At 52.7% G+C, this 23,542-nt stretch carries 21 protein-coding genes and 1 pseudogene; 12 read left to right on the top strand and 10 right to left on the bottom strand.

Annotation, left to right across the window (positions count from 1 at the left end; genetic code table 11):
• Position 1 precedes the first annotated feature (1 nt).
• Both WC598_RS09875 and WC598_RS09870 read left to right on the top strand, forming a co-directional pair.
• Positions 2 to 1,264 (top strand): WD40 repeat domain-containing protein, encoded by a 1,263-nt coding sequence (locus WC598_RS09875; RefSeq protein ID WP_372961329.1) that lies wholly within the window; start codon positions 2 to 4, stop codon positions 1,262 to 1,264.
• 29 nt (positions 1,265 to 1,293) lie between these two features.
• A complete protein-coding gene (locus WC598_RS09870) occupies positions 1,294 to 2,562 on the top strand; it encodes a WD40 repeat domain-containing protein (protein ID WP_372961328.1) in 1,269 nt (422 codons plus the stop codon).
• Positions 2,563 to 3,071: 509 nt separating this feature from the next.
• On the opposite strand, the gene WC598_RS09865 is transcribed toward WC598_RS09870, so the two are convergent.
• The 3 genes from WC598_RS09865 to WC598_RS09855 are packed head-to-tail and all read right to left on the bottom strand — an operon-like array spanning position 3,072 to position 3,966.
• The gene (locus WC598_RS09865; RefSeq protein ID WP_372961327.1) at positions 3,072 to 3,404 is read right to left on the bottom strand and encodes a type II toxin-antitoxin system PemK/MazF family toxin; all 333 of its coding nucleotides are present in this window, start codon (positions 3,402 to 3,404) and stop codon (positions 3,072 to 3,074) included.
• Positions 3,389 to 3,733, bottom strand: a complete 345-nt coding sequence (locus WC598_RS09860) for a type II toxin-antitoxin system RelE/ParE family toxin (protein ID WP_372961326.1) — start codon at positions 3,731 to 3,733, stop codon at positions 3,389 to 3,391. The genes WC598_RS09865 and WC598_RS09860 overlap by 16 nt, the downstream gene beginning before the upstream one ends.
• Positions 3,730 to 3,966, bottom strand: a complete 237-nt coding sequence (locus WC598_RS09855) for a hypothetical protein (RefSeq protein ID WP_372961325.1) — start codon at positions 3,964 to 3,966, stop codon at positions 3,730 to 3,732. The genes WC598_RS09860 and WC598_RS09855 overlap by 4 nt, the downstream gene beginning before the upstream one ends.
• 395 nt (positions 3,967 to 4,361) lie before the next feature.
• Here WC598_RS09855 and WC598_RS09850 point away from each other — a divergent pair, with 395 nt between their 5' ends.
• The 6 genes from WC598_RS09850 to WC598_RS09825 all read left to right on the top strand — a co-directional run bounded on the left by WC598_RS09850 (position 4,362) and on the right by WC598_RS09825 (position 12,461).
• Positions 4,362 to 4,619 (top strand): hypothetical protein, encoded by a 258-nt coding sequence (locus WC598_RS09850; RefSeq protein WP_372961324.1) that lies wholly within the window; start codon positions 4,362 to 4,364, stop codon positions 4,617 to 4,619.
• Between the two features lie 11 nt (positions 4,620 to 4,630).
• Positions 4,631 to 5,140 (top strand): hypothetical protein, encoded by a 510-nt coding sequence (locus tag WC598_RS09845; protein ID WP_372961323.1) that lies wholly within the window; start codon positions 4,631 to 4,633, stop codon positions 5,138 to 5,140.
• 2 nt (positions 5,141 to 5,142) lie between these two features.
• Positions 5,143 to 5,721 carry a type II toxin-antitoxin system VapC family toxin gene (locus WC598_RS09840; protein ID WP_372961322.1) on the top strand — a complete coding sequence of 193 codons (579 nt, stop codon included), beginning with the start codon at positions 5,143 to 5,145 and terminating at the stop codon, positions 5,719 to 5,721.
• Between the two features lie 363 nt (positions 5,722 to 6,084).
• Positions 6,085 to 8,061 carry a PINc/VapC family ATPase gene (locus WC598_RS09835; protein ID WP_372961321.1) on the top strand — a complete coding sequence of 659 codons (1,977 nt, stop codon included), beginning with the start codon at positions 6,085 to 6,087 and terminating at the stop codon, positions 8,059 to 8,061.
• A 22-nt stretch (positions 8,062 to 8,083) separates the two neighbouring features.
• Positions 8,084 to 10,870: a leucine--tRNA ligase gene (gene leuS / locus WC598_RS09830; RefSeq protein ID WP_372961382.1), complete on the top strand. Its 2,787-nt coding sequence runs from the start codon at positions 8,084 to 8,086 to the stop codon at positions 10,868 to 10,870.
• Between the two features lie 247 nt (positions 10,871 to 11,117).
• Entirely contained in the window at positions 11,118 to 12,461 is a 1,344-nt protein-coding gene (locus WC598_RS09825) for an IPT/TIG domain-containing protein (protein WP_372961320.1), read from the top strand.
• 276 nt (positions 12,462 to 12,737) lie between these two features.
• Here WC598_RS09825 and WC598_RS09820 read toward each other — a convergent pair whose 3' ends face one another.
• The gene (locus tag WC598_RS09820; RefSeq protein ID WP_372961319.1) at positions 12,738 to 12,968 is read right to left on the bottom strand and encodes a hypothetical protein; all 231 of its coding nucleotides are present in this window, start codon (positions 12,966 to 12,968) and stop codon (positions 12,738 to 12,740) included.
• A 138-nt stretch (positions 12,969 to 13,106) separates the two neighbouring features.
• Positions 13,107 to 13,703 (bottom strand): YkgJ family cysteine cluster protein, encoded by a 597-nt coding sequence (locus WC598_RS09815; protein WP_372961318.1) that lies wholly within the window; start codon positions 13,701 to 13,703, stop codon positions 13,107 to 13,109.
• Between the two features lie 333 nt (positions 13,704 to 14,036).
• Here WC598_RS09815 and WC598_RS09810 point away from each other — a divergent pair.
• Both WC598_RS09810 and WC598_RS09805 read left to right on the top strand, forming a co-directional pair.
• Positions 14,037 to 14,663 (top strand): annotated as a pseudogene (locus WC598_RS09810) (carbonic anhydrase).
• Positions 14,664 to 14,742: 79 nt separating this feature from the next.
• Complete coding sequence (locus tag WC598_RS09805) at positions 14,743 to 16,017, top strand: WD40 repeat domain-containing protein (protein ID WP_372961317.1); 1,275 nt, start codon at positions 14,743 to 14,745, stop codon at positions 16,015 to 16,017.
• 167 nt (positions 16,018 to 16,184) lie between these two features.
• Here WC598_RS09805 and WC598_RS09800 read toward each other — a convergent pair whose 3' ends face one another.
• The 3 genes from WC598_RS09800 to WC598_RS09790 all read right to left on the bottom strand — a co-directional run bounded on the left by WC598_RS09800 (position 16,185) and on the right by WC598_RS09790 (position 18,182).
• On the bottom strand, positions 16,185 to 17,003 hold the full coding sequence (locus WC598_RS09800) for a zinc-ribbon domain-containing protein (protein ID WP_372961316.1): 819 nt from the start codon (positions 17,001 to 17,003) through the stop codon (positions 16,185 to 16,187).
• Positions 17,004 to 17,170: 167 nt separating this feature from the next.
• Entirely contained in the window at positions 17,171 to 17,419 is a 249-nt protein-coding gene (locus WC598_RS09795; RefSeq protein WP_372961315.1) for a translation elongation factor-like protein, read from the bottom strand.
• A gap of 79 nt (positions 17,420 to 17,498) precedes the next feature.
• Positions 17,499 to 18,182 carry a type 1 glutamine amidotransferase family protein gene (locus WC598_RS09790; RefSeq protein ID WP_372961314.1) on the bottom strand — a complete coding sequence of 228 codons (684 nt, stop codon included), beginning with the start codon at positions 18,180 to 18,182 and terminating at the stop codon, positions 17,499 to 17,501.
• 325 nt (positions 18,183 to 18,507) lie between these two features.
• Here WC598_RS09790 and WC598_RS09785 point away from each other — a divergent pair, with 325 nt between their 5' ends.
• Positions 18,508 to 20,214, top strand: a complete 1,707-nt coding sequence (locus WC598_RS09785; protein ID WP_372961313.1) for a histidine kinase N-terminal 7TM domain-containing protein — start codon at positions 18,508 to 18,510, stop codon at positions 20,212 to 20,214.
• Positions 20,215 to 20,340: 126 nt separating this feature from the next.
• Here WC598_RS09785 and WC598_RS09780 read toward each other — a convergent pair whose 3' ends face one another.
• Positions 20,341 to 20,925, bottom strand: coding sequence for a DUF998 domain-containing protein (locus WC598_RS09780; RefSeq protein WP_372961312.1), 585 nt, complete (start codon positions 20,923 to 20,925; stop codon positions 20,341 to 20,343).
• A gap of 220 nt (positions 20,926 to 21,145) precedes the next feature.
• Here WC598_RS09780 and WC598_RS09775 point away from each other — a divergent pair, with 220 nt between their 5' ends.
• Positions 21,146 to 21,541: a hypothetical protein gene (locus tag WC598_RS09775; protein WP_372961311.1), complete on the top strand. Its 396-nt coding sequence runs from the start codon at positions 21,146 to 21,148 to the stop codon at positions 21,539 to 21,541.
• 820 nt (positions 21,542 to 22,361) lie between these two features.
• Here WC598_RS09775 and WC598_RS09770 read toward each other — a convergent pair.
• Positions 22,362 to 23,333 carry a hypothetical protein gene (locus WC598_RS09770; protein ID WP_372961310.1) on the bottom strand — a complete coding sequence of 324 codons (972 nt, stop codon included), beginning with the start codon at positions 23,331 to 23,333 and terminating at the stop codon, positions 22,362 to 22,364.
• Positions 23,334 to 23,542 lie beyond the last annotated feature (209 nt).

Below are 23,542 nucleotides of genomic sequence, written 5' to 3'. Positions count from 1 at the left end.
TATGACAAAACCCAATAGTGATCTGATATTCTGGGTTCTTTTATTGATATTGATCTCTGTTTCGCCAGTACAGGGACATTCATCGAATTCAGCTCAATCTTCCACTCCCCTATGGTCCGAATATTCCGGCAGCCATGAAGTCGATTGCTCTGACGACGGTGCATATGTTGTTGCAGGTTCCGACAACGGAACTCTCCGGATGTATGACCGGACAGGAAAAGTACTCTGGACTTTCAGACGGGATGAAAAAATTGTCCGGTCTGTCGCGATCTCCGGCAATGGGGAATATGTCGGCGCGATTTTCCTTGTTCCGGATGTCCCGAGTTATTATTCTGCTACGGAAATTCTTTATTTTAACCGGACTGGTTCTCTTCTCTGGGAGTATTCCAGGGATTATACCATTGAACACATTGCGATTTCGGATGACGGTAATACTCTGTACGCTTCCGGAAGCCCGAGGCTTTATTCGTTCGACCGTAACGGCAAACTCCTCGGGACAACTACTTCGCAAGGCAGGATATGGGCTCTAGAAAGTGCGGCTGATGGATCCTATGCAGTTGCAGGATCAGCACTATCCAGTAACAAGATGTACGTTTTTGACAGAAGCGGGTCGCCCCTATGGAATTATTCGGCCAGGCATGGTATCTTCTGTATTCAAATCTCTCCTGATGGTGAAACGATCGTGGGTGCAGGGTATTCCCATCTGTATTCGTTCAATAGAAATGGAACCCTGAAGTGGCAATATGACACCAGTTCTGATTTTCGGGATATTGCATTATCTCCCGATGGGGAGTATATCGCCGGTGGTGCCCAGTATTATTTCTGGTTGTTCAACCGGACTGGTTCTCTCGTATGGCAAAAAACAGACAAGGATTATTTTGATGCAGTTGGGTTCTCCCATGATGGTCAACGTATCATCGCAGGAACCTCCCATGGTATAAAGGTTTATGACCGGCATTCGAGGCTTATCTGGAATTATTCAACCCCCAAACAGATCCTCGAACTATCAACCTCGAAGAACGCGGATTATTTTGTGGCAGGATCTTCAGACTCGGTTTATTTCTTCAATGACCGGGGGGATGCCATTGTTGCCGGGGTTCCTTCCGGTCCGGTGCCGGCATTGTCATCGTCCTTAGTCACTGCAACCGAGTCCCCAGAGCCGGAGACTGCCAAAAAATCGGCCAGTACTCTGCTCTTGATTTGTGTCAGTGTTTGCATCGCGATAGGGATGTATGTGTACTGCACCAAGAGAAATCTCCGTTAGATCCAGGTGGATAAAATGCGGTTGATATTATGACAAAACCCAAAAATAACCTGATAATCTGCTTTTTTTTATTGACATTGCTATCTATCATACCTGCTCAGGGGTATTCATCAGATCCTATACCCGACGCATCACCAATCTGGTCTGACAAGTTGGGACACTTTAATGTCCTTGTCGCAGGTTCCGATGATGGAAGGACCATCGTGGCTGGATCCGATCTTGGAATCATCCGGCTGTATGATCAGACCGGGAAAACTCTCTGGACGTACAATGTTACGGGAAAGGCCATGAATACTGTAGCGATATCCGGGAACGGGGAGAATGTTGTGGCCGGGTTCATGGATCCTTATCAACCCAATGGACTTGGCTGGGGTGAAATAATCTATTTCAACCGATCCGGAAGTATTCTCTGGAGATACAGCACCAATGCAAGTGTTCAGCGTGTTGCAATTTCCGATAACGGAAACCTGGTTTTTGCTTCAGGGGATTCAAAACTGTACTTCTTTGACAGGAACGGAACCCGGACCGGCACGTTCGATACCCTTGCTGCAGTCTGGTCTGCCGCAATTGACAGCGACGGTACAAGAGGTGTTGCCGGGGGAGCATACCCGGGAAATGCAATCTACTTGATGGCGCCCGACGGGACTTTGGTTCTGAATTACACGATCGGGTCTGATTCGCGGGGTATCCATGATGTTGACATATCCCGAACTGGGAATTTCATTGCCGGCGTGGATGACAATCACGTCATCCTCCTGGATCATGAGGGAAACCTTCTCTGGGATTATAACCGGTCTACTTCTTATGCACGGGTGGCTCTCTCCTCTGACGGGGAATACACAGCTGCCACTTCACAGTATTATATCCGGTATTTCAACCGGACCGGCAGCCTCCTGTGGGAGTATTACGTTCCCGCGTATGTGAATGATATCGCGGTTTCTGGAAGCGGGGACCGGGTGTTCGCCGGAACATCCACCGGTTTGTACTTATTCAATAGGAGTGGGCATCCGGTCTGGAAAAACAACCTCACCGCCTCTTCCCTATCTGTGGCAAAGGATGGGGGATATTACATAGCCGGAGATGCCACAACGGTTTATTATTTCAACCGCGAGGGGGCATCGGCATCCCCCGTTCCGGCAGCAATCCCTGCATCGATTGCGAACCCGCACGAAAACACACACATGCAGGGGAAGCCCCTGACGGACACTACCCCCTCATTGACACTGTCCGCAGCGATCCCGCTCATTGCACTGGTGCTCGTGGGAATTGTGGCATTCCGGTGGAAAAAGCAACGGTAACCGGTATCGACTCCCTACCGGATATTATCTCTGGAAATTCCCTGCCCGGAAAAGCTGGCAGGGAGCAGGGGGGTTATCCGGCAACCCCCCCTCCATTCTTTTTTTAAAACGCAGGGACCCCCCACCCAAATATGAGGGGGGTCCCCGGCTAACCCCCCTCCCATCCGGCCCGGATCAATTGCCCCACTCATTTTTGGGAACCCTGGAAGTTATTCCCCTTACGTCAGAACTTCTGCGGAAAAGAGCTGGAAACCATCTCAGAAAACCGGCCCCTACTCATGGTTGTGGCGGGGGGTCCCCCGCATACCCCCCCGGCATATTTTTTTCAAATCGTGGGAACCCCCCTCCCTCTTCCTGAGTAACCGGGGGTCCACCCCCCTCCGGTCCGGAAGGATCAGATTAGGATCCGATCGCTGTTTCGGATTCCTGTAGTCTCATGAGTCTTGTTGAAAAAAATTACCGCGTCGATGATTTTTGTTTCAACCATGTCAGGATCTCCGGTCTTCCCGTCATGCCCGGACGATCTCAATGAGGCGATTGATGATCCGCTCCATAACTTCATCCTTCAGGTGCCCCGCTACATACTGGATGATTCTCTTATCCGCAGTAAATATCCGGGCTGGCCTTACATTGCTCTCCTGCCGGAGCGATCCGGCGGAGAAATCCTCATCGCCAATAAGAATTGCAGAATTATCTGATACCAGCCGGCTCGTGATCTGACTGAGGATAACATCATCGCCATCCGGTGTGGCAAGAACGAGCGCCGGGCGTTTCTTGGCACTGCTCAGATCGGAAAACGGGAACAGGACGACAACGATGTCGCCTTTCACAGGTTCGCCCATGCTTCATCTTCCTCATGACGCAGCCAGTCTTTCTTTAAGGAAGATTCGCTGGCGAGTGCAGTGTCAGTTGCCTGTTTTCGGTGATCGATCTCAAGAACATGAATAATCAGGACGTCATCATGGATCGAGAGCAGCGCACGAACATCCCTTCGGACCCGGAGCGAGTACACCGGATGATCCGGGTTTGATGCCTTCATTTTTTTGATGAACTGGTACGGGTCATTGCAAATCCCGTGAATCGCATTGATCACCTTCCGGGCAATCTCGGGAGGTAAGTTTTCCAGGTCCCGGTCTGCACGATGGGTGTACTTTATCCGGTACGGATTCATCCTGCACCGTATTTCTTCCGGATAACCTCTTCAGGGATAAGGTTTCCCGCTTTGATATCTTCGAGACCTTCTTCTAAGCCTTTGATAGCATCAGCACTGAGCGGTTCATCGTCAACGGTAAGATTCACCAGGCGCTCGATAACGTCATTGTACGATTCCTTCGGGTGACGCTTCAGGTTGTTCAGCTGGGTTTTGAGATCTTCCCGGATGTAAATGGAACTTGCAGCCTGCATAGTAGCACCTAGAGGTGGCTATGGATATTAAACCCTGTTCTTGGGATTGCCCCGATGTGGATCCCTGTCAGGTATGGGGCCAAGCGTGTTGTGGTGATGGGGTGGTGGATGAGTGTTAAGTAAGATCGTTTCTGTTTTTCCAATGGTGATACATTTAAGATGTTTACCGATAAATGGGTGATTCTGAGCGAATCTTTATGCTATCTATCTTGTTATATTAGAAATAGAATGTTACAGAAGGATTGTGTGAAAAAATGAAAGACGTTTCTGATGTTTTCAGGGAAAATTTGTCATTTATCTTAGACGTGCTCGATTCGGGTAATTTAAGATCGTGTTTTATTGCATCATCAAATTTGACGTTATATTCAGTAATGTCTGATTATGATGATGGCGTCATGATTACTGAAGTATTTCAAGGGGTCTTCTCAGAAATTGGTCCGTTATTTGATGAATATCTGATTGAAGAAACTGATGGGAAAAAACTAATTGATGAAATGAAAAAACATATGAAAAATATTATAAAATGTTATAATGACAAAAATAAAGATAATTTATATTCTGCATTGAAAAATTTGAGATATGTTGCAACCAAATTTCAAATACAATGTGTAAAGTCGGCGAAAAGAAAAAATACGGTAAGTGAGTCCCTCTGAACGGTGTAAATATGGATTGGGATACATATTCGCTTGAAAAACCAAAATATCCACCTCAACACACACATAAGTGTGATGTGATTTCTCCGATATCGAGGAATCGTCCTTCCGTTTTATTAAAAGATACGGCAACCACCTCAAAATTAATGGAAGATAATCTCCGAGTAAATTCTTGGAGGAATGCATCCCCACTTGAATCGTATTCTCACCTTTTATCTGATCGATCTATTGCTACTGAATTAGATGAAGTAAAAAAACAAAACGACAGTGTGTTAAGAGTTGTGTCCTCTTTGCAAAAAAAAGTTGATTTTTTAGAGGCTCAACTTAAAAAACAAGATCAAATAATTGAAATTAATTCAACTCAAGAAGAAGAAATAGAAGAATTTAGATCATTATTTGGATTACCACCTCTATCGAAAAAGGTTGAAGATATATCATTCCGCGATTTAGAGGGGATTTTAAATAATTTATCCAGAGATGGGGAAGATTCTGTTGAGGTTATCCGATCAATTAGAGGGTGATCATGTCGGACGCTCGTGTTTATTTTGATACCAGCATCTGGTACTCATATATGGTTAAAGATAAGCACACAGAAAAAGCTAAGAAATTGTTTGCATACGCAGAAGAAAATAAAATTAAAATTGCTGTCTCTCATTTGGTCTTATTAGAGCTTTTTGACATAATTCGAAAGCGAACTATTGAAAATAGTGAATACAACGGTCTATCTGATGATAGAAAAAAACAGTTAATACAAAATTATGAAGATACACGTCAAGAAATAGCGGAAAAAATATCAAAGTTATGGAAAGCAGAAAAAATCGAAATTAAAGATCCAGACAATAAAATTGTTGATCACTATAAAAATATTTATAAATATTTGGTTCAAAGTTTTGGAGATATTGGTCAGAAAGATTGGTGCTTTGATTGCAAATGCAAAATGCCTCAAATTAAATATAAATATCAAGGAACTGGACATTTGGATATACAACACGCACTTATTGCAAGAGATTTTCAAATAAAGCAATTTGTTACATTCGATAAAGGATTTTCTGAAATTATAAAAAATAAAGAGTTTGAATCATTAAAGATTGAAATTTACTAATTTCTTCTTTTTTTATAACTTGCGATCGGGGTGTTTACAATTTAATAAAATTGTCTAATTAACACATATTTGGGAGTTCCACATAATGCTAATATTATAACTAGCATAATTTTTTTGAATTTCACGTTCTGGAAATAATATACATCCTCCTCCTCCCCCTCACCCTTATAAACCTGACCGTATTATATCTACCTTATCAACGATCTCAGTACCGTTGATCAGGATAACCGGCGAAGGCGGCTTGTAAGGCGCCGTGCCGGTTGCGGGAAAGAGCGGGCGCCCGCTTTGTTCCCAATAGAATAGCATAGCATAGGCATAGCATAGAAGACCATACCATAGAAGACCATACCAAGAGGATATCATATGATTTTAGTTCCAGATACGAGCGTCCTTATCGACGGACGCATCACAGCAATGATAAAGGCCGGTGAATACAAGGGTGCAACAATAATCGTCCCGGAAGCAGTGATTGCAGAACTGGAGGCCCAGGCAAACAACGGACGCGAGATAGGGTTCTCGGGCTTGAACGAACTGCAGCAGCTGTGCAAAATGGCCGAAGAGAAAATAATTGAACTCAAATTCTCCGGTATCCGCCCCACGCTTGAACAGGTAAAACTCGCAAGCGGCGGCGAGATCGATGCTATGATCAGGAGCATCGCGATAGAGAACTCTGCACGGTTCATCACAAGCGACAACGTGCAGGCCGAGGTGGCACGGGCAAAGGGACTCGATGTCATCTACTTAAAAGCCCAGGTAACCGATTTTGTCCCGCTGGCAATCGACCAGTTCTTTGACGAGCACACGATTGCCGTGTACCTCAAGGAGCGCATCTCGCCCCGGGCCAAGAAGGGAACCATCAACGACATGAAACTCGTGAAGATCCGCGATGCCCCGACAAGCGAGTACGAGCTCCGGATGATGGCCCAGGAGATCCTTGAGCGGGCCAAGCGCGACCCCGATGGATTCATCGAAGTCGAGAAGCGCGGCATCACGATAGTCCAGATAGGATCCATGCGGATCGCCATTGCACGGCGGCCGTTCTCCGACGGCATGGAAATAACCGCAGTCCGCCCCATCGTGGACGTGTCGCTTGCCGACTACACCAAGTCCGATATCATCACAAAGAGGATCACGAGCGACAAGCGGGGCATGATCATCGTTGGCTCGCCCGGCTCCGGCAAGACCACGCTCGCCCAGAGCCTTGCCACCTACCTCTCGGACAGCGGCTTTGTGGTCAAGACCATGGAAGCTCCCCGCGAGCTCCAGGTCCCGGACCAGATCACCCAGTACACAATGCTTGACGGGAGCATGTCCAACACGGCGGACGTTCTCCTGCTCGTCCGGCCCGACTTCGTCATCTTCGACGAACTCCGGAAGAGCGAGGACTTCTCCGTCTTTGCCGACATGCGCCTTGCCGGCCTCGGCATGGTCGGAGTCATCCACGCAAACGGCGTGCAGGACGCGGTCCAGCGCTTCTCCGACCGGGTGGACTTCTCGGTCCTCCCGCAGATCGTCAACACCATCATCTTCTTAAAACAGGGCGTGATCACGAAGGTCTACGATGTCGGCTTCACCATCAAGGTGCCCGAAGGCATGGCAAACGAGCTGCACCTCCGGCCCGTCACCACCATCACCGACCACGAGACCGGTGAACTCGTTGTCGACATATTCCGGTACGATGGCGAGACCATCGTCATGCCGATCTTAACCCCGCAGGCTCCTGCCCCGGCACCGGTGGCAAAGCCCGCCGCTGCCACCGGCAGGATCCAGCACATCGGCCAGCCCGTTGCCCCGACCCCGGCAGCCGCCCGCCCGCCAGCACCGGCTCCCGAGCCCGTGGCAAAGGAGAGCGACGAGCGGCCCGGCTGGAAACTCACCGAGAAAGAGATCCAGCGCGAGATCGGACGCTACACCGAGGGCTTTGTCGACGTCCAGATGGTCTCCGACACAAAAGCCATCGTGTACATCGATGACAAGGATGTTCCCGCAGCCATAGGAAAGGGCGGCAAGAACATATCCGGTATCGTCAACAAGCTCGGCATCGGCATTGATATCAAGCCCCGCTCCGAGTTCGACCGGCAGCAGGCAGTGCCGGCCAAGGCCGAGGAAGATATCAACCTTGGCGGCGGCATCCGGATCCACACCGACAAGAAGCAGCTCACGATCCTTGCCCCCACTGAGAGCGGCAAGATAGTCGACGTCTTTGCCGGCAAAGAGTACCTCTTCACGGCTACCGTGAACGAGCAGGGCGAGATCCACCTTGCCAAGAATTCCAGCATTGCGCAGGAGATGATCCGGCGCTACACGAACAACGAGGTCATCAAGTTAAGGCCGGTATAATTTTTCTGGATGGTGCATGTCAGTGAGCCAGTTCGATTTAGCCGCGTTTGAAGAAGAAGCGCACGAGAGATGGGCCCATGCGTTTGAGTCCAACCCCTCGAAACTCGAAAAGTATTACCTGAATGTCGCGTTCCCCTACCCGAGCGGTGCCATGCACGTAGGGCACGGCCGGACCTACATTGTGCCGGACGTGATTGCACGGTTCTGGCGGATGCGGGGCCGGCAGGTGCTCTTCCCGATGGCGTTCCACGTCACGGGCGCTCCTGTGGTCGGTATCTCCAAAAGGATCGCAAAGAAAGACGAGAAGACCATCAAGCTCTACCGTGATCTCTACCGCGTTCCGCAGAACGTGCTCGAGGAGTTTGTCGACCCGCTGACCATTGTCAAGCACTTTGCTGCCGAGTACCAGCGGGTCATGACCGACTGCGGCCTCTCGATTGACTGGCGCCGCCGGTTCATCACGGTCGACCCGGCCTACAGCAAGTTCATTGAATGGCAGTGGAAGCACCTCTACGAGGCAGGCCATGTCATCAAGGGCGCCCACCCGGTGCGGTACTGCACAGTGGATGAGAACCCGGTCGGCGACCACGATCTTCTCGAAGGTGACAAGGCCGAAGTTATCAAGTTCACGATGGTCATGTTCCGGTTCGACGATGCCTTCATCCCGTGCGCAACACTCCGCCCCGAGACCATCCATGGTGTCACCAACCTCTGGGCCAATCCTGAGGTTACCTACGTCAGGGCCATTGTGGATGGCAAGCCCTGGATCGTATCAAAGGAAGCTGCCGAGAAGATTGCCCTCCAGGACCACACGGTCGACATCAGGGAAGAGATCAAGGGAAGCGACCTTGTCGATAAGAAGGTCAGCCACCCGCTCTGCGGTGAAGTGCCGATCCTCCCGGCCCCGTTCGTTGACCCCGACATGGCAAGCGGTATGGTCATGAGCGTCCCCGCCCATGCCCCGTTCGACTACATAGCCCTCCGCGACCTCCAGCAGGCCGGGAAATACAAGGATATCAGGCCCATTCCCTTGATCAAGGTGGAAGGCTACGGAGAAGTCCCGGCCCAGTATGCGGTCGAGAAGGCCGGCATCCTCAACCAGATGGACAGCCGGATGGACACGCTCACGCAGGAGATCTACTCCGCCGAGTTCTCGAAAGGCAAGCTCTTCGAGAAGTACGGCGGAAAACCCGTGCGGGTTGCCCGCGATGAAGTCGCTGCCCTCATGACCGGGAAGTACGACTCGGTCGTGATGTACGAGTTCGATGTCCGCCCCGTGGTCTGCCGGTGCGGCAACCGGGTGAAGGTCAAGATCCTCCACGACCAGTGGTTCCTGAAGTACAGCGACCCCGCGTGGAAACAGGAAGTCTCCGATCACCTAAAGGACATGGCGCTCGTGCCCCCCGAAGTCCGGCTCGAGTTCGATCGCACGGTTGACTGGCTCAAGGACTGGGCCTGCACCCGGCGTGTCGGGCTTGGCACCCGCTTCCCGTGGGATCCCCAGCAGCTCATCGAGCCGCTCTCGGACTCGACCGTGTACATGGCGTACTACACCATTGCCCATAAGATCCGGGAGATCGATTCAAAACTCCTCACCCCCGAGGTCTTCGATTATATCTTCCTCGGAAAGAAGTCGCCCGACCTCCCCGAGAAGAAGAAACTCGATGCCATGCGGGAAGAGTTCCTGTACTGGTACCCGTACGACTTCCGCTTCTCGGCAAAGGATCTCATCTCGAACCACTTAACCTTCCAGATCTTCCACCACACAACGGTCTTTGCGGGCCACAAGGAACTGCTCCCGAAGGGCATGGTAGTCTTTGGGATGGGTCTCTTAAACGGCGCCAAGATGTCGTCCTCCAAGGGGAATGTCTTCCTGCTCGAGGACGCGGTCAAGGAGTTCGGCGGCGATACTGTCCGCATGTTCCTGATGGGCAGCGCCGAGCCTTGGCAGGACTTTGACTGGAGAAACGAACTCGTCCTCTCCACCAAGAAGCAGATCGAGCGGTTCTACAACACCGTCATGGAGATCAAGGACGCAACCGGCGAGCCGCACGACATCGACCGCTGGCTGGCAAGCCGGCTCCAGGCCCACATCACCCGGACAACGGAAGCCCTTGACAAGTTCCAGACCCGGCAGGCCCTCCAGGAGGCTTACTTCGGGATCGAGACCGACCTGAAATGGTACCGCAGGCGCCTCCCGAAGGACTGCGACGGCAGCAGGGAACTCCATACCCTCTGTTCGGTCTGGACCCGGCTCCTTGCCCCGTTCATCCCCTTCACAACCGAGCACCTCTGGAAGGAACTTGCCGGTGAAGGCCTTGCATCGTTTGCCCCGTGGCCGGTTGCCGACAAAAAGCAGGTCAACGAGAAAGTCGAGCTTGCCGAGGAACTCCTCTCCCGGACGGTTGAGGATATCGAGTCGATCAGGAAACTGATCCAGATCACGCCAAAAGCGATCACGATCGCCCTTGCTCCTGAATGGAAGCACCAGATCTTCCGCACCATTGCGGCAGCGGAGGACAGGAACACGGTTGTCAAGGAGATCATGAAAGACGAGAACATGAGGAAACGCGGCAAGGATGCAACTGATGCAACAAAGCAGTGCACCACCCTCGTTCACCGCCTCCCCCCGCATGTGATCGAGCCCCTCTTGAGGGAGCCCATAAGCGAGAAGGCAGTTTTCGAATCGGCCAGAACATTCCTCGAACAGGAGTTCGGGGTGCCGGTCCACATCGTGGAAGCAGAAGGAAGCGGCCATGTCAAGGCCCTCACCTCCCTGCCGTTCAAGCCGTCGATCATCATTGAATAATTCTCTTTCTCTTTTTCCGGTTATTCCTGTAATCCGTAAATCCCCGGGCGACCTTTAGTGAACCCTCCGGGCCTCCGGGGAATTTTGTATAATAACCGGAGAAAATTATCCGGATTCTTTTCGGTATAATTATAATTGAATAATCATGAATCTGAACAATTCATAAAGGGAGCGTTGTTCATTGTCATCAGCATGTGTGAGAGGAGGAACGAGTGGCTCTGCAGGCCGCATGATCGTGTTTTGCAGTGTGTTCTCTGTTCTCTTCATCGTTCTCCTTCCCGTACTGGTCGGGCAGGTATCGGCTGCTTCCGTCCCGATGATAACCGGGCTCTCTCCCTCCGGCGGCCCGGTCAAGGGAGGTACGGTTGTTACCATAACGGGATCCGGGTTTACCGGCACAAAGGATGTCCTGTTCGGGGGGAAATCCGTGACCGGCATAAACATCATCAATGACAGCCAGCTCACGGTCATAACGCCGCAACATCCCGAAGAGCGGGTTCTCATCTCGATCCTCACCGCGGAAGGAGTTCCTGGCCACATGGAACCATTTACCCAGTTCCAGTATGCCTATGAAGAATCTCCTCTCCCGAGACTGTCCACAATCTCGCCCTCATCCGGCTCAACCCGCGGAGGAACCGTCAGATTGACGGGATCCGGGTTTACCGGTACAAAAGAGGTCCTGTTCGGAAATCAGTCCGGGGTAGTTCTCGACATTGTGGATGACAGCCATCTCTCCCTGTTCGCCCCGTTTTCCTGGTATCCCGGATCCGTCCCGGTAACCGTCAGAAATGCCCACGGGTCTGCGGGATCCCTGGATCCCGTTATCCTGTATACCTATGAGTATCCCCTTCCGGAACTGACCAATATCTCCCCCTCCTCAGGTTCCGTTGCCGGGGGAACTGCTGTTACCATAACAGGATCCGGGTTTACCGGCATAACGAATGTCCAGTTCGGGGAGAACTCCGCCACCGGCCTGAACGTTATCAATAACTGGGAGCTTACTATCCTCACGCCTCCCTCTTCTGATGGGATCGTGGCTGTATCTGTCAGTAATCCCGCCGGCACCGGAAGATCTTCTGGCGCTGCCACCATGTTCCATTATGAAGTTCCGGTCCCGAAACTGACCGGCATCTCGCCCCCGGCCGGCTCCATGGACGGAGGAACGGTAGTCACCCTCACCGGGTCCGGGTTTAACGGAACGCGATCCGTCCTGCTTGGGGGAAAACCCGTAACCGTCCTGAACATTGTCAATGACAGCCAGCTCACCATTCTCACGCCCCCCTCTTCTCTTGGATCATTCCCGATCTCAATTACCAATGCCTACGGGGAGGGCGGCTCGCTTGGACCCTCTACGCTGTTCCAGTATGTCATCAATCCCGTCCCGACCGCAGTTCCCGTCAGGACTGCCCCATCGGATCCGGGATATTCCGGCGGATTGAATGTCAGCCCGTCAGTATCTATCCCGGCAACCTCTCCGGTGCCGGCTTCAGCCCCTGCCGCATCCGGGACACCGAAGACACCGGGGTTCGAAGCGGTTTTTTGTTTTTCTGCTCTTTGCGCAATAATCCTGCTCGGAAAAACCAGACCCTGAGGTTTCCCCTGCTTTCATGCCCCCCGGCCCGGCATCCGGTTTGGAGGTTGCCGCAGGAAGTTGCGGTGTTGTCTGCAACCTGCCCGCTGTTCCCGGTTCCGGTATTTGTGAATCCCGCATAATTCATCTGCGGGTATAGGAAGGGGATTTAAAACCTGCCGGGTGCATGGCGGACTTTTTTTGGATTCATTTCGGCAAATATATGAAACAAAGAAATGATTTCTTGTCAGTGACCGTAAAGGGGTAAGAAGGTGTCGGGAGCTGTGGAAAAACCGGTTAAACTGGATCGGACCAGATACCCGCAGCCGGCTTCCGGCTGAAGGGGATGCCTGTGCAATCGGGATCGATGATGAACACCGGGGAAAATACGGTTTCTGTGCACCCGTCATTGATGCAGAGAAGAGCAACGAAGCGCTGCGGATGGTAGCGCTGATCCGGAACCACACCGGTTCCGGTTTCCTGGCATTCACTGCAGAGTAACCCGTGGTCAACCAGAGTAAATGACACCCCGTTATGCACTGATCCGGAAAACCCATTTTATTACTCACCGGTACCGGCCGTCCTGGCCTTACCGGATGAGGCACTCGCGTCCGGTGCCTGCATGCCTGGTGGCAGAATCCGCTCTGGGATCGCAGAATCAGGATATTATTCGACCGGATCTCCATTATACCCATGGGATGTAAGGATCGTCTGGACCCTTCCGACCCATCCGCGGTCATCAGGAGCCGTGGATCCCGCTATGCGGGCATGGAGCCGGGAATTGTGGTTGGCGGATTCCGGCGAACCCGCGCATTGCAGTCTTGTTGGGGATGGCAGGCATTCGATCTCGTTCTTCCAGATCTCCTGAAGCCTCGCATCTCCGGTCCTGAGCTCCCGGGAACCGATCACCCTGCCCCGGACTTCCCCGCTCTCCCTGTGATAAATGAGCATGCGGTAACAGGTGAAGGTCCGGCAGATCCCGGGACGGGTCGGGTAGATGGCACAGGTATACCCCCGCCCCCCGGGATCCTTTTTCTGGAAGATACAGAAAGGAGAAGTGACCTGTGGGTTACCCTTTCCCGGCTCACTGAATTCCTCTTCGATCTCATCGGCAAACTCCGGCAGTACATGGGCCTGGAAGAGCTCATCGGTTGTTTTGTCACGACAGAAATAATCCTGGCCACTCACCTGACGCTCGATCCTGATGAGCTTCCCAAAGCTCATGCAGCACCTTCCGCAGAAGTTACACTCAAAGATTGCCATGCCGGTTATCGATCTCATCCAGAATAGATTATAACGATTATGGATTGATTCCGCTGATACCCTGTAAGGGGCAGTTACTATTCTTGACCGATGTTTTCACTCAGAACAACATCAACGGATTATTCTTAAATTCCATAAAGGTAAATTCTGATGCAGTGATGTATCTGGATTAACAGGCGATATTTTTTTATCGGCTTGTCCGGTATAAATGCCGCGCAGGGGATACGGTACCCCGCCCCATTTACCTGCTGCCTGGGACGCATGCCTGGTCCATCACATCCAAGATACCCAGGGATCCGCCGTGACCCGGATGCAAAAAAACGGAAGTAACGTATGAAAACACCCGTTTCCTTATCCCCCGACAATACCGATCTCCCGGTCATCGACCAGCTGCTGGCCGGCAATGAGCGGTTCCGGCAGAACGAATTCCAGGAACAATACACCCGGTATTCCACGATCGCAAGGCAGCAGCACCCGAAGGTTCTCTGGATCGGGTGTTCGGACTCCCGGATCCAAAGCGGCCATATCACCCATGCCCAGCCGGGCATGCTCTTCATCCATCGCAATATCGGCAATATCATACCGGTGTAGGACTGGAATTTTGCATCGGTACTCGAATATGCGATCAACCACCTGGATATCCGGGACATTGTCATCTGCGGGCACTCCGACTGCGGGGCGATAAAAGCCCTGGATAGCGAGATGGACAGCCCGTTCATCCAGATCTGGCTGAACAATGCGATGGAGGCAAAAGAGCGAATCGATGCACAGCTGGCCCCCCCGGTTACCCCGGAAGAGTGCAAAGAACGCCTGCGCCGGATCGAACAGGAGAATGTCCGGCTCCAGATCGAGCACCTGAAGAAGTACCCTCTGGTGAAGAAAGCCCTGGCTGTAAAGGGCCTCAGTATCCACGGGCTTTATTATGATCTTGAAACGGGCGTTCTGAATAAAATCCTGTAACCCGGGGGGAAACGATCCTGGGAGCCGTTTTCTTCCACAAACAAGATATGCCGGTGGAAGAAACCCTACGAACAGAATTATGAGAGTCGTGTGGATTCAGCTGATAGCAGCAGGGATCATATTCGCGGCATGTGCCGTTGGAACCGCGGCAGGAACCAGCATTGGCACCGACTGGACTGAACGACCGCCCACTGACAGTCCGTTCTCGGGAGTCCAGATCTCGGTTGATGGGGGTACGGTTTTTGCAGGGGGTAACCAGATGCTGGTCCGGACCTGGGATGACAAATCCCATTATGGCGGGAGATCCGGGTTTATTGCCATGATGAGTCCTGACGGCAATTATGTAATCGCTGCTGCAGGGGAGACCATTACCCTGTTAAACAACAAGGGTGAGCCGCTCTGGACGCGGACAATGGGATACCCGGTCTGTGCCGTTGCCGTGTCCCGCGACGGGACCATCATCATTTCTGCTGATGACAAAGGGAATTATGTTTCCTGGGCGAAAAACGGGGATTTCTATGGTCGGAATACGGATGACCGCGCCAAGAAGATTGCAGTCTCCCGGGCCGGGGATCTCATCGTGGCAGCCACGGACGGGGGCCTCCGGTATTACGACGGTGCAATGAACCTCAAGTGGGCCGACAGGAAGAACGGGAGCATCGATACCTACATTGCCATCTCATCCGACGGGTCAACGATCATCACTGCGGGAGGGACGCGCCTCTCCTCCCATACCTCAACCGGGGAACTCAACTGGATGAATGATGTAACAAAAGAGGCGATTATCGATATGGCCTCGACCGAAGACTGCTCGGCGATTATCCTCGGGGCACAGGATAGTGCCGTAACCGCAGTTGACCGGTACGGGAAAACCCACTGGACGTATTCAACCGGCGGCAAGTGGCCGAATGCTGTGGGGGTATCGCGGGATGCTTCGGTGATTGGTGTCGGCGCCAACGACGGGATGCTCTACGTGCTCGATCACGGGGGTTCGGTCATCACGAAGAAGGATCTCGGGGCAATCATCCAGCCCCGGTCGCTTGCCGTAAGCCGTGACGGGACACGGATCGCGGTTGCCGACCAGTTTCACCTGAACGGTCTTGAGATTCTTGGGGAACCGACCGTGGAGGGCATGGTAACCTATACCCAGACACCTCTCAATCCCGTATCGTGGTATACCCGGGAAACCACCCGGACCCCGGTACCCACGGTGAGCCCGGTCCTGACGCTGCCAGCGGTCGCGGATACTCCCGTGACTGCCCCCCCAACCCAGAAATCGCCGGCCGGTCAGTACCTGCCTGTCTTTGCCCTCATCGGTGCGTGTATGATAATCCTGGCGCGGCAGAGGGAATAATATCCAATGCCTTTTTTCTCTCTGTTCAGGTTGAAAATCATTGTTCCGGAACTTTGGGCTTTCCTTTCGGATCTCCAACCCACTCATTCCCGGCAATGGACATCTGATCAGACAGATTTGGCCCGGATGTGAAAAATTCCTGAAACAGAGGAATCGACAGGAACCCGTTATGTCCGCCGGTTGAATTCTGCAATCGTATCGATCACCTTGTACTGGTCCCCGGAATAGAACTGGACCGTCACTTCAACCCTCTCGGAATTACGGGTGCCGGCGAGAGTTACTTCGGTCATCTTCTGGCCGGGGATGATATCTTTTGTTATCACCTGCCCATCGGCCCGGCGCAGCGTGACCTCAATGTCGTTCACCAGATCCCGTGAAGGGCCGGTAACGGTGACGGTGACATCCCCTGATATGGCATCCTTGTCCACCTGGAAGGAGAGATCGTACGCGGCCGGGAGCGTCTGGGTGGGCCCGGGGACGGTTGAACTGCTCGTGCCGCTGACTGTTGTTGTTTTTGTTGTTTTCCCCGCGGAACTCGCGGTCGTTGCGGCCGGTTTTACGGAAGAGAATCCTGAACTGGTGCTTGTCCCAGCCGATCCGGAGAGCATGGGCAGGACTACAAAGATTACTACTGCGATAAGTATGACCGCTCCAATCACCCCGGCAAGCACCAGGGTATTTTTCGGCAGGGGCGTTTTCTCTCCCGGGGCTTTCGGTGCCGGTTGCACCGGTGCATGTGCCGCAACAACGGTTTCAGGTAATGGCGGAACCGGTGCCGGATGACGGGAAACGGGAACATTCCGCGGAGCACCACAATTCTCGCAGAATTTGGCTCCTGATGGAACGGGTTTCTCACAATTCCAGCACACCGGCAACAATTCGATCTTTGCCCCGCACGTCTCACAGAACCGGGCCCCGGGTGGCAGTGGCCCGTGGCAGTTCGGGCAATGGGAAGGTCCCTGCAAGGAAGGAGGATTGTTCGTCATAATGAATTCCGGTTGACAGATGCTTTGAGCAGGATCGTAATAATCCTGATGCTATGAGGTGCGTTTTTTTCAGGTGAAGCGGCTAGAAAAGATGCCGGCGATCCATACCATGGTATCCAAAAAAAAGGAAAAAGATTTTCGGGAATAGCAATGCGGGGACTCTGGTGTCAGATCTCCTTGAACACCACGTCTCCCTCATGCACCCGGTGAACCACCCTGATGCCGATATCCAGTCCCTGGTCCGCTTCACGGATCGGAACGTGATCAAGCTCCATAGATGTCACGGTCTGGTACACGTCTTCATGCGGTCCGTAGATGTGAATCCGGTCGCCTTTCTCTAAGTGTTTGTCGAGAACAACTGCGGCGACACTAATCTTTGGGTAATAGTGGGTTACCCTTCCTATCATGGTCTCCATGGTCATCTCCCTCCCACTACATGACTACTATCCGGTCCAGAGCATAAAACTTGCCCCGCCCGGGAAGTCCTGATCCGGATTAATGGGTATGGGGATTGTCTGGGAGGGACTGCATCAGGGAATAGAAATATTCCGGCCTGCGGGTAGTATAAAGCTGGTACCATGCCACGAGTGTGCTCTCGTTCATCACATCCAGTCTCCGGAAGATATGGTATGCAAAATCCACCGGCGCAAGCCCGCTCGCCGTTATCAGGTTGTTATCCGTGACTGCCGGTTCGTTTACGTAATATGCGTCCCCTTTGTATTTCGGGCAGAACAGCCTGAGCGCTTCAAGGTCGTTGCTCGTATGGGATCGGCGGTCCAGCAGGCCGGCCTGTGCAAGCGCGAGCGTGGCCCCGCAGATTGCCCCGACAACCATACCGCCGGCAAGCAGACGCTCGGTCGTATCAATGATCTCTTGTTGGGCTGGATCGAGCCAGGTCTCCGCTCCCGGCAGGAGGAGCAGGTCGCCGGCTTCCGGGTGAATCTCATCAACGAGAATGTCAGGAGTCAGGGGCAGCCCGCCCATGGTAGTTACCGTCTCGGGCGTTCTGCCGCACCGTGTTACTGTATAGTGCAGGCCGGGTGTTTTTAAAAACCGGCCTGAATGGAGCTCGGCAGTAACGTGTGCCGGCTCCCAGTCGGCCATGGTATCCAGGATGTAAAGATAAATGACAGGAATAACCGATCCTCCAAGTGCTTCTGACCTATGTTTTCCCTTCAAGGTACTTAAAACCGGAACGTCTGCAATTCACGCCATACAAACCCGATGAACCTGCGTGACCTCCCACCCTGCTCCCGGTATGTCTTTATGACGGGGACTCATCCTACCCTAAAAAGCAGGAAAAGTCCCAAGGTCTTCGGGTTTTCTTCAGCAGGGGAGATCTTTATTTTTCAGATTAAAATAAAAAGACCTTTTACCTGTGGTGACAGACAGTCCGGCACTATTCCTCTGGGGGACCAGATCCGCCGTTCACGGCCAGCGGGGGGAATCTGCCTTCCGGCGATAATTCTGGAATCCCCGGGGCAACCCGGCTGGCACGCGCATTATGATCCTCATAACCCTTCTTATCGGATTCTGTCTTGTATCCGCATTTATCACCCTGGGTCTTGGGGTTTTTGTGTACGCGAAAAATTCCACATCCCCGGTCAACCGTCACTTCCTTGCGATCATGCTTGCAGCAACCTACTGGGCACTTGGGGAATTTCTTATCTGGAATTCCAGTACCTACGAAGGGTTTTTCTTCTGGCTCAAAGCCAGTTCTCTCTGGCCGTTTGCCATATTACTGATGTTTCACTTCGTGCTCACGTTCACTTCTCACCCCCTTGCAAAACCCGAAAAAGCCTGGTTTATCACCCTCCTCCTCTACGTCCCTGCGGCATTATTCTCCCTTCTTGGGATCTTCACGAATGAGATGTACCTGGTAAAACCCGTTCAGCCGACGGGTTTTTGTTACCTGCCCGCGCCGGGAAGCCTCCTTCACCTGCTGGTGAATATTTACATTGTTCTCCTGATGGTCAGCGCCATTGCGATCTGTTTTCTCGCATGGCGGCGTGCACCTCCGGGAAAGATCCGCCGCCAGAACCGGCTGGTCACCATCGCCGTTTCTACCGTGGTCTTTTTTGGTGCCCTTTCCGCAGTCCTTCTCCCCTCCAGCGGGCTCTATATCCCGAACCTGGTATTCATCGGGATTGTCCTCTTCACCGAGATCATTGTTTACACCATCCTCCGCTATGGGCTCTTTACGTTGAGCCCGGAGACCGCAGTTCCCGATCTCATCCGTATGATGCCGGATGGCCTGATCCTCGCTGACATGGATGGCCTGATCCTCACCGCGAATGCATCCGCTGCCGGAATCCTTAAGGTTCCCGAGAAAGATCTTCCCGGCAGCCTTGTAAAAGAATACCTGCCGGAATCCTCATGCACCTCCCTCCGGCAGTCTCTCTTGGACATGGGTCTGGTCCCGGATTTTGAGGTAATCCCCGATCCTGCCCTCAACACAACCCTCAGTATCTCCGGTTCCCTGGTAAAAGACCCGGGAGGGGAACCCGCCGGGTTCATTCTCATCCTCCGAGATATTACCGACCGGAAAGCCTCGGAAAAAGCTCTTAAAATTGCCAACGAAAAGATCTCGCTCTTGACCCAGCTCACCCGTCATGATATCAGCAACCTTGTCACCGGTCTTGACGGGTATCTCCTGCTCCTGAAGGAGAAGACCGACGGGAAGGATGACGATGCCTACATCAGCTCGTGCATAGAGATCGTTGAAAAGATCGGTCACCAGCTCCAGTTTACCCGCGAGTACCAGGACATCGGTGTCCACCGGCCGCTCTGGCAGCCCCTTGCCGGGATTGTTGAGCGGGCAACGGATGACCTGTCCCACAAGGGAGTTGCCATCACCCCTGCATTTTCTGTAGTTGAGATCTATGCCGATCCACTGGTCGTGAAGGTTTTCTATAACCTTTTTGAAAATGCCGTGAGGCACGGGGGACACGTTACGTCAATCACTATCCGGACCGCAATCCTGCCAAGCCGCGATCTCCAGATCGCTATCGAAGATAACGGTACCGGTATCCAGGACCGTGACAAGGAACGGATCTTCCGGTATGGTGTTGGGAAAAATACCGGCCTTGGCCTTGCTCTCTCCCGTGATATCCTTGCGGTGACCGGTATCCGCCTCATCGAGACCGGGGAATGGGGAAAAGGGGCCCGCTTCGAACTGCTGGTCCCGGCGTCCGGCTGGAAATCGCACTGACCCGGTTTCACCAGATTGGATCTGGATGGCATGGAACCAATGGTCTCACACCTTCCCGTCTTCTCCCTGGAAAAGTATGAATTTTATGAGCATTACCGGAGAACTGCGGCCAGGGGGTTCCAGCATTTATGGTCGCTTTCGTTTGTCCTCTCTTTCCTGTACGGTTGCCATAAGGAAGCCACCGGTTCCGAGCGCCCAGAGAACCAGGGGATAGGCTGCCATCCTCTCCATACCCCCGAATCCAAGACCCAGGTAGATATTTCCTGCAAGAAGGATCAACGCGGCAAGTGAGACTGCCCCAAGAGCAAACGAGATCCAGCCCCACGGGGCTGAAAAGATCTTCACCGAATACATGGCAGTAATTCCTCCGAAAAGAAAAACGGTCACAGCAGCAATAAGATGGGATGTACCCGCCGTTTCAGGAAAAAGGCCCACACAGAGCGCCCCGGTCCCGGTCAGGGCAAGGAGGCCGGAGAAGGTTTTGTCCATCCCATCCCGCGAGAGGAGCAGGACTCCTGCCATGAGAAGGAGCCCGAAAATAGCGATAGATGCATTAAAGATTGGGGCGGTTGGTCCCACGCCAAGATCGCTGATTGCCTGCGTTACTGAATAACGGGGATAGAGCCCCTCTGCTACGATAACGCCGAGGAGAAAAATCGCTGCACCCAGAAATATGAGCGTGCCGGCCAGTGTCTTTTTACTGAATTTCATATCCGTCTTACTCCCCTACCGTAAAAACCCGGAATTGTTCTCTCTTCTCCCCAGCAACGACCGGATTCTCCCGAATCGCTGCCGGCGAACAAGGACTGTTCCTCTATGGTGAATATCTGTACCTGCAGCAATATTAACCGGTAGGGATTATTCCGGAATTGCGGGAAAAACGGCTATACGTTTTCCTGTCCAATAGTCCAGAGAGCTGCCGGAGGATTGTGTGACACCCGTCCAGGATTGCATGCAGTGCGGGAAGTGCTGCGAAAAGTGGGGATGGGGCCAGAAGGGAATACCGGAGGATCTTGTTCCCTGGATCCGGAACAACCGCCGGGACATCCTACAGCATGTCGGGATACGGCTTTTGGGAGGCCGGCGGCAGACCGGCACGAATCTCACGCTTGGGGATCTCGCACAGGTTACCCGGATCGATTACTGGGTGGACCTTAATGGCAGGACCCTTTCCCATTGCCCGTTCTATTACCGGGCTGATGACGGGAAAGTCTACTGCCGGATCCACGATACCAAACCGGCCGTCTGCATTGGTTTTACTCCCTGGAACGAGGGCATACGGGATTATGCTCTCGACTGCCCGGCCTGCCGCACCAATACCCCATGACACCTCCCTTTTTGATGACCGGCGACGTCTCCCTTACGTGAGAATGCCGTTTCTTTTTTTCTATTCGGGAGAAATGCACATGAACCCGGGGTCGCATCCGGACCAGGAAAAACCCCGTATCAGGAGTAATTCCAGCATCCGGGCCCGGGCAGGATATGGGGGGTTATGCCTGGAGATTTTTCGTTAAGGCTTCGCTGTGCGCGGGCGCAAACAGAGCATACCCTGGAGCGACAGAAGAATTGAAATGATCGCTCGGGTGCAATCGCTCGCATGTAGGAATCCGTGTGAATATGTCTGCATTATAATGTGGGGCAGATTTTTCAATTGTAATCGATCTCCGGCAAAAATATTTCAATCAACCCCCTACCCCCTGCCTGAAATTTTTCAGGCAACCCCTGCCGTACGGGTCAAACCTCTCCCGCCGGAGAAACTGATTTGCTGTGAGATAATTATCCAACAGTTGGATAATTATCCAACAGTTGGCAGATTTACTGACACCCTTTGATCGCGATCAAAATTTTTTTGGCAGATCTTGATTGAAAAAAATGCCTGGGAGGACCGGACAGGAACGAACGTTCACATTATACTTTGAGAAGGTCTCGTGGGGTTTTCTTGCATACGGGCCTCGGTATGTCACGGCAGGTGCAGATCTCCACCTTCTGATCCCATCGGGGAGTTCAACTCATGGTACCTGCCCGGTTTTCCGGAGATCCGGTTGGCCATTTTCGTTCAAACCAGCAATTACGCCCTGTCCGGTGAATAAAAAAAAGGGGCCGGGGAATCCTGGTCGGAGCCCCGCATGTCCGGTAATTATACCGGTTCACTGCATCGGGGTGATGCCCAGTTTTCTCAGGTTGGCAATGGAGAGATCCTGGGAGTTGCCCGACTTGAAATTCCCGTTGTTGATCTCGGTTGTGTATTCCTGGTTTGCATACTGGACCGCCTCTTCGAACGTTGACGAACCGGTCATTGTAGTTTCGAGGCAGACAAGAGAATCGGGTGAGTCCTGCTTTGTCTCATAACAGACGAACGCGTGGGTGGGCAGGATGATGATATGGGGCGTTATGCCTATGGATTCAAGGGCTGAAGCGTACAGGACAGTGCCATCGATACAGTTGGCAGATCTTGAGGTAAGGGACTCTGCCGGCAGCCGGACACGCTGGGCATTCTCGTTCGTTTTTCCGAAGGCAAAGCCCGAGTTGACATACTGGAGCTGGTAATCCTTCTTGAGTGCCGTAAAGATCGCCCCCACCTGTTCATTCGTGTATTCCTGCCACATTGCATCCGTGCAGCTATCCCCGCACTGGTAACCTCCGATCGACTTCTCCGGGTGGTACTCGGCAGCCTTGCGCACGAGCGGATCGATTCCTGCTGCATGCGGGGTCACCCACGCGCCGATGAACGGTGTCATGTCGTTCCACTCTTCGCCATCAGAGACCGCCCAGATCATCGTGTCCTTTGCATAGATTTTGATGGGATAGGTCTGCTCGTCAATGAGTGTTCCGTCCGCGAGGGCAACCTTGTAGTGGAGCGTTGCGGATGTCATCTCCGCAGGAATTGCGCTGGTGCGGAGTGACGGGGCCTGCCCGACCGTAATGTTTCTGTGGGCAGGGACCTCGACCGTGTTGATCGCTTTTTCGGTAAAGCCAGGAATCTCCGACTCAACGGTGACCGTTCTTGGTGTGTCTGTGGGGTTGATGATATCGAATTCAATGTAATTCATTTTGAGATCGTTGAGCTGGATGTACGTGGAAAGAAGGACCGCATCCATCGCGCTGACGTCAACACTCATTCCTCCGGTGCCCATACTTTTCTGGGATGACCCCCCGGAAGAAGACGGTGCGACCGGTCCGGAATCGGAACAACCTGCAGACAGGATAAGGATCACAAGAAGTACTGAGAACAAGAGAGAAATGCTGTATTTCATGCAAGGTTTTGTTATTGATGTTTCGTTATATGAATTTTGGTAATGGCAGGAAAAAGAGAGTTGTAAAAAAACCG

The organism is Methanoregula sp. (assembly GCF_041645475.1).
Lineage (GTDB): Archaea > Halobacteriota > Methanomicrobia > Methanomicrobiales > Methanospirillaceae > Methanoregula.
Note: the sequence above shows the minus strand (reverse complement) of the source record. Positions and strands in the feature narration are given on the sequence as shown.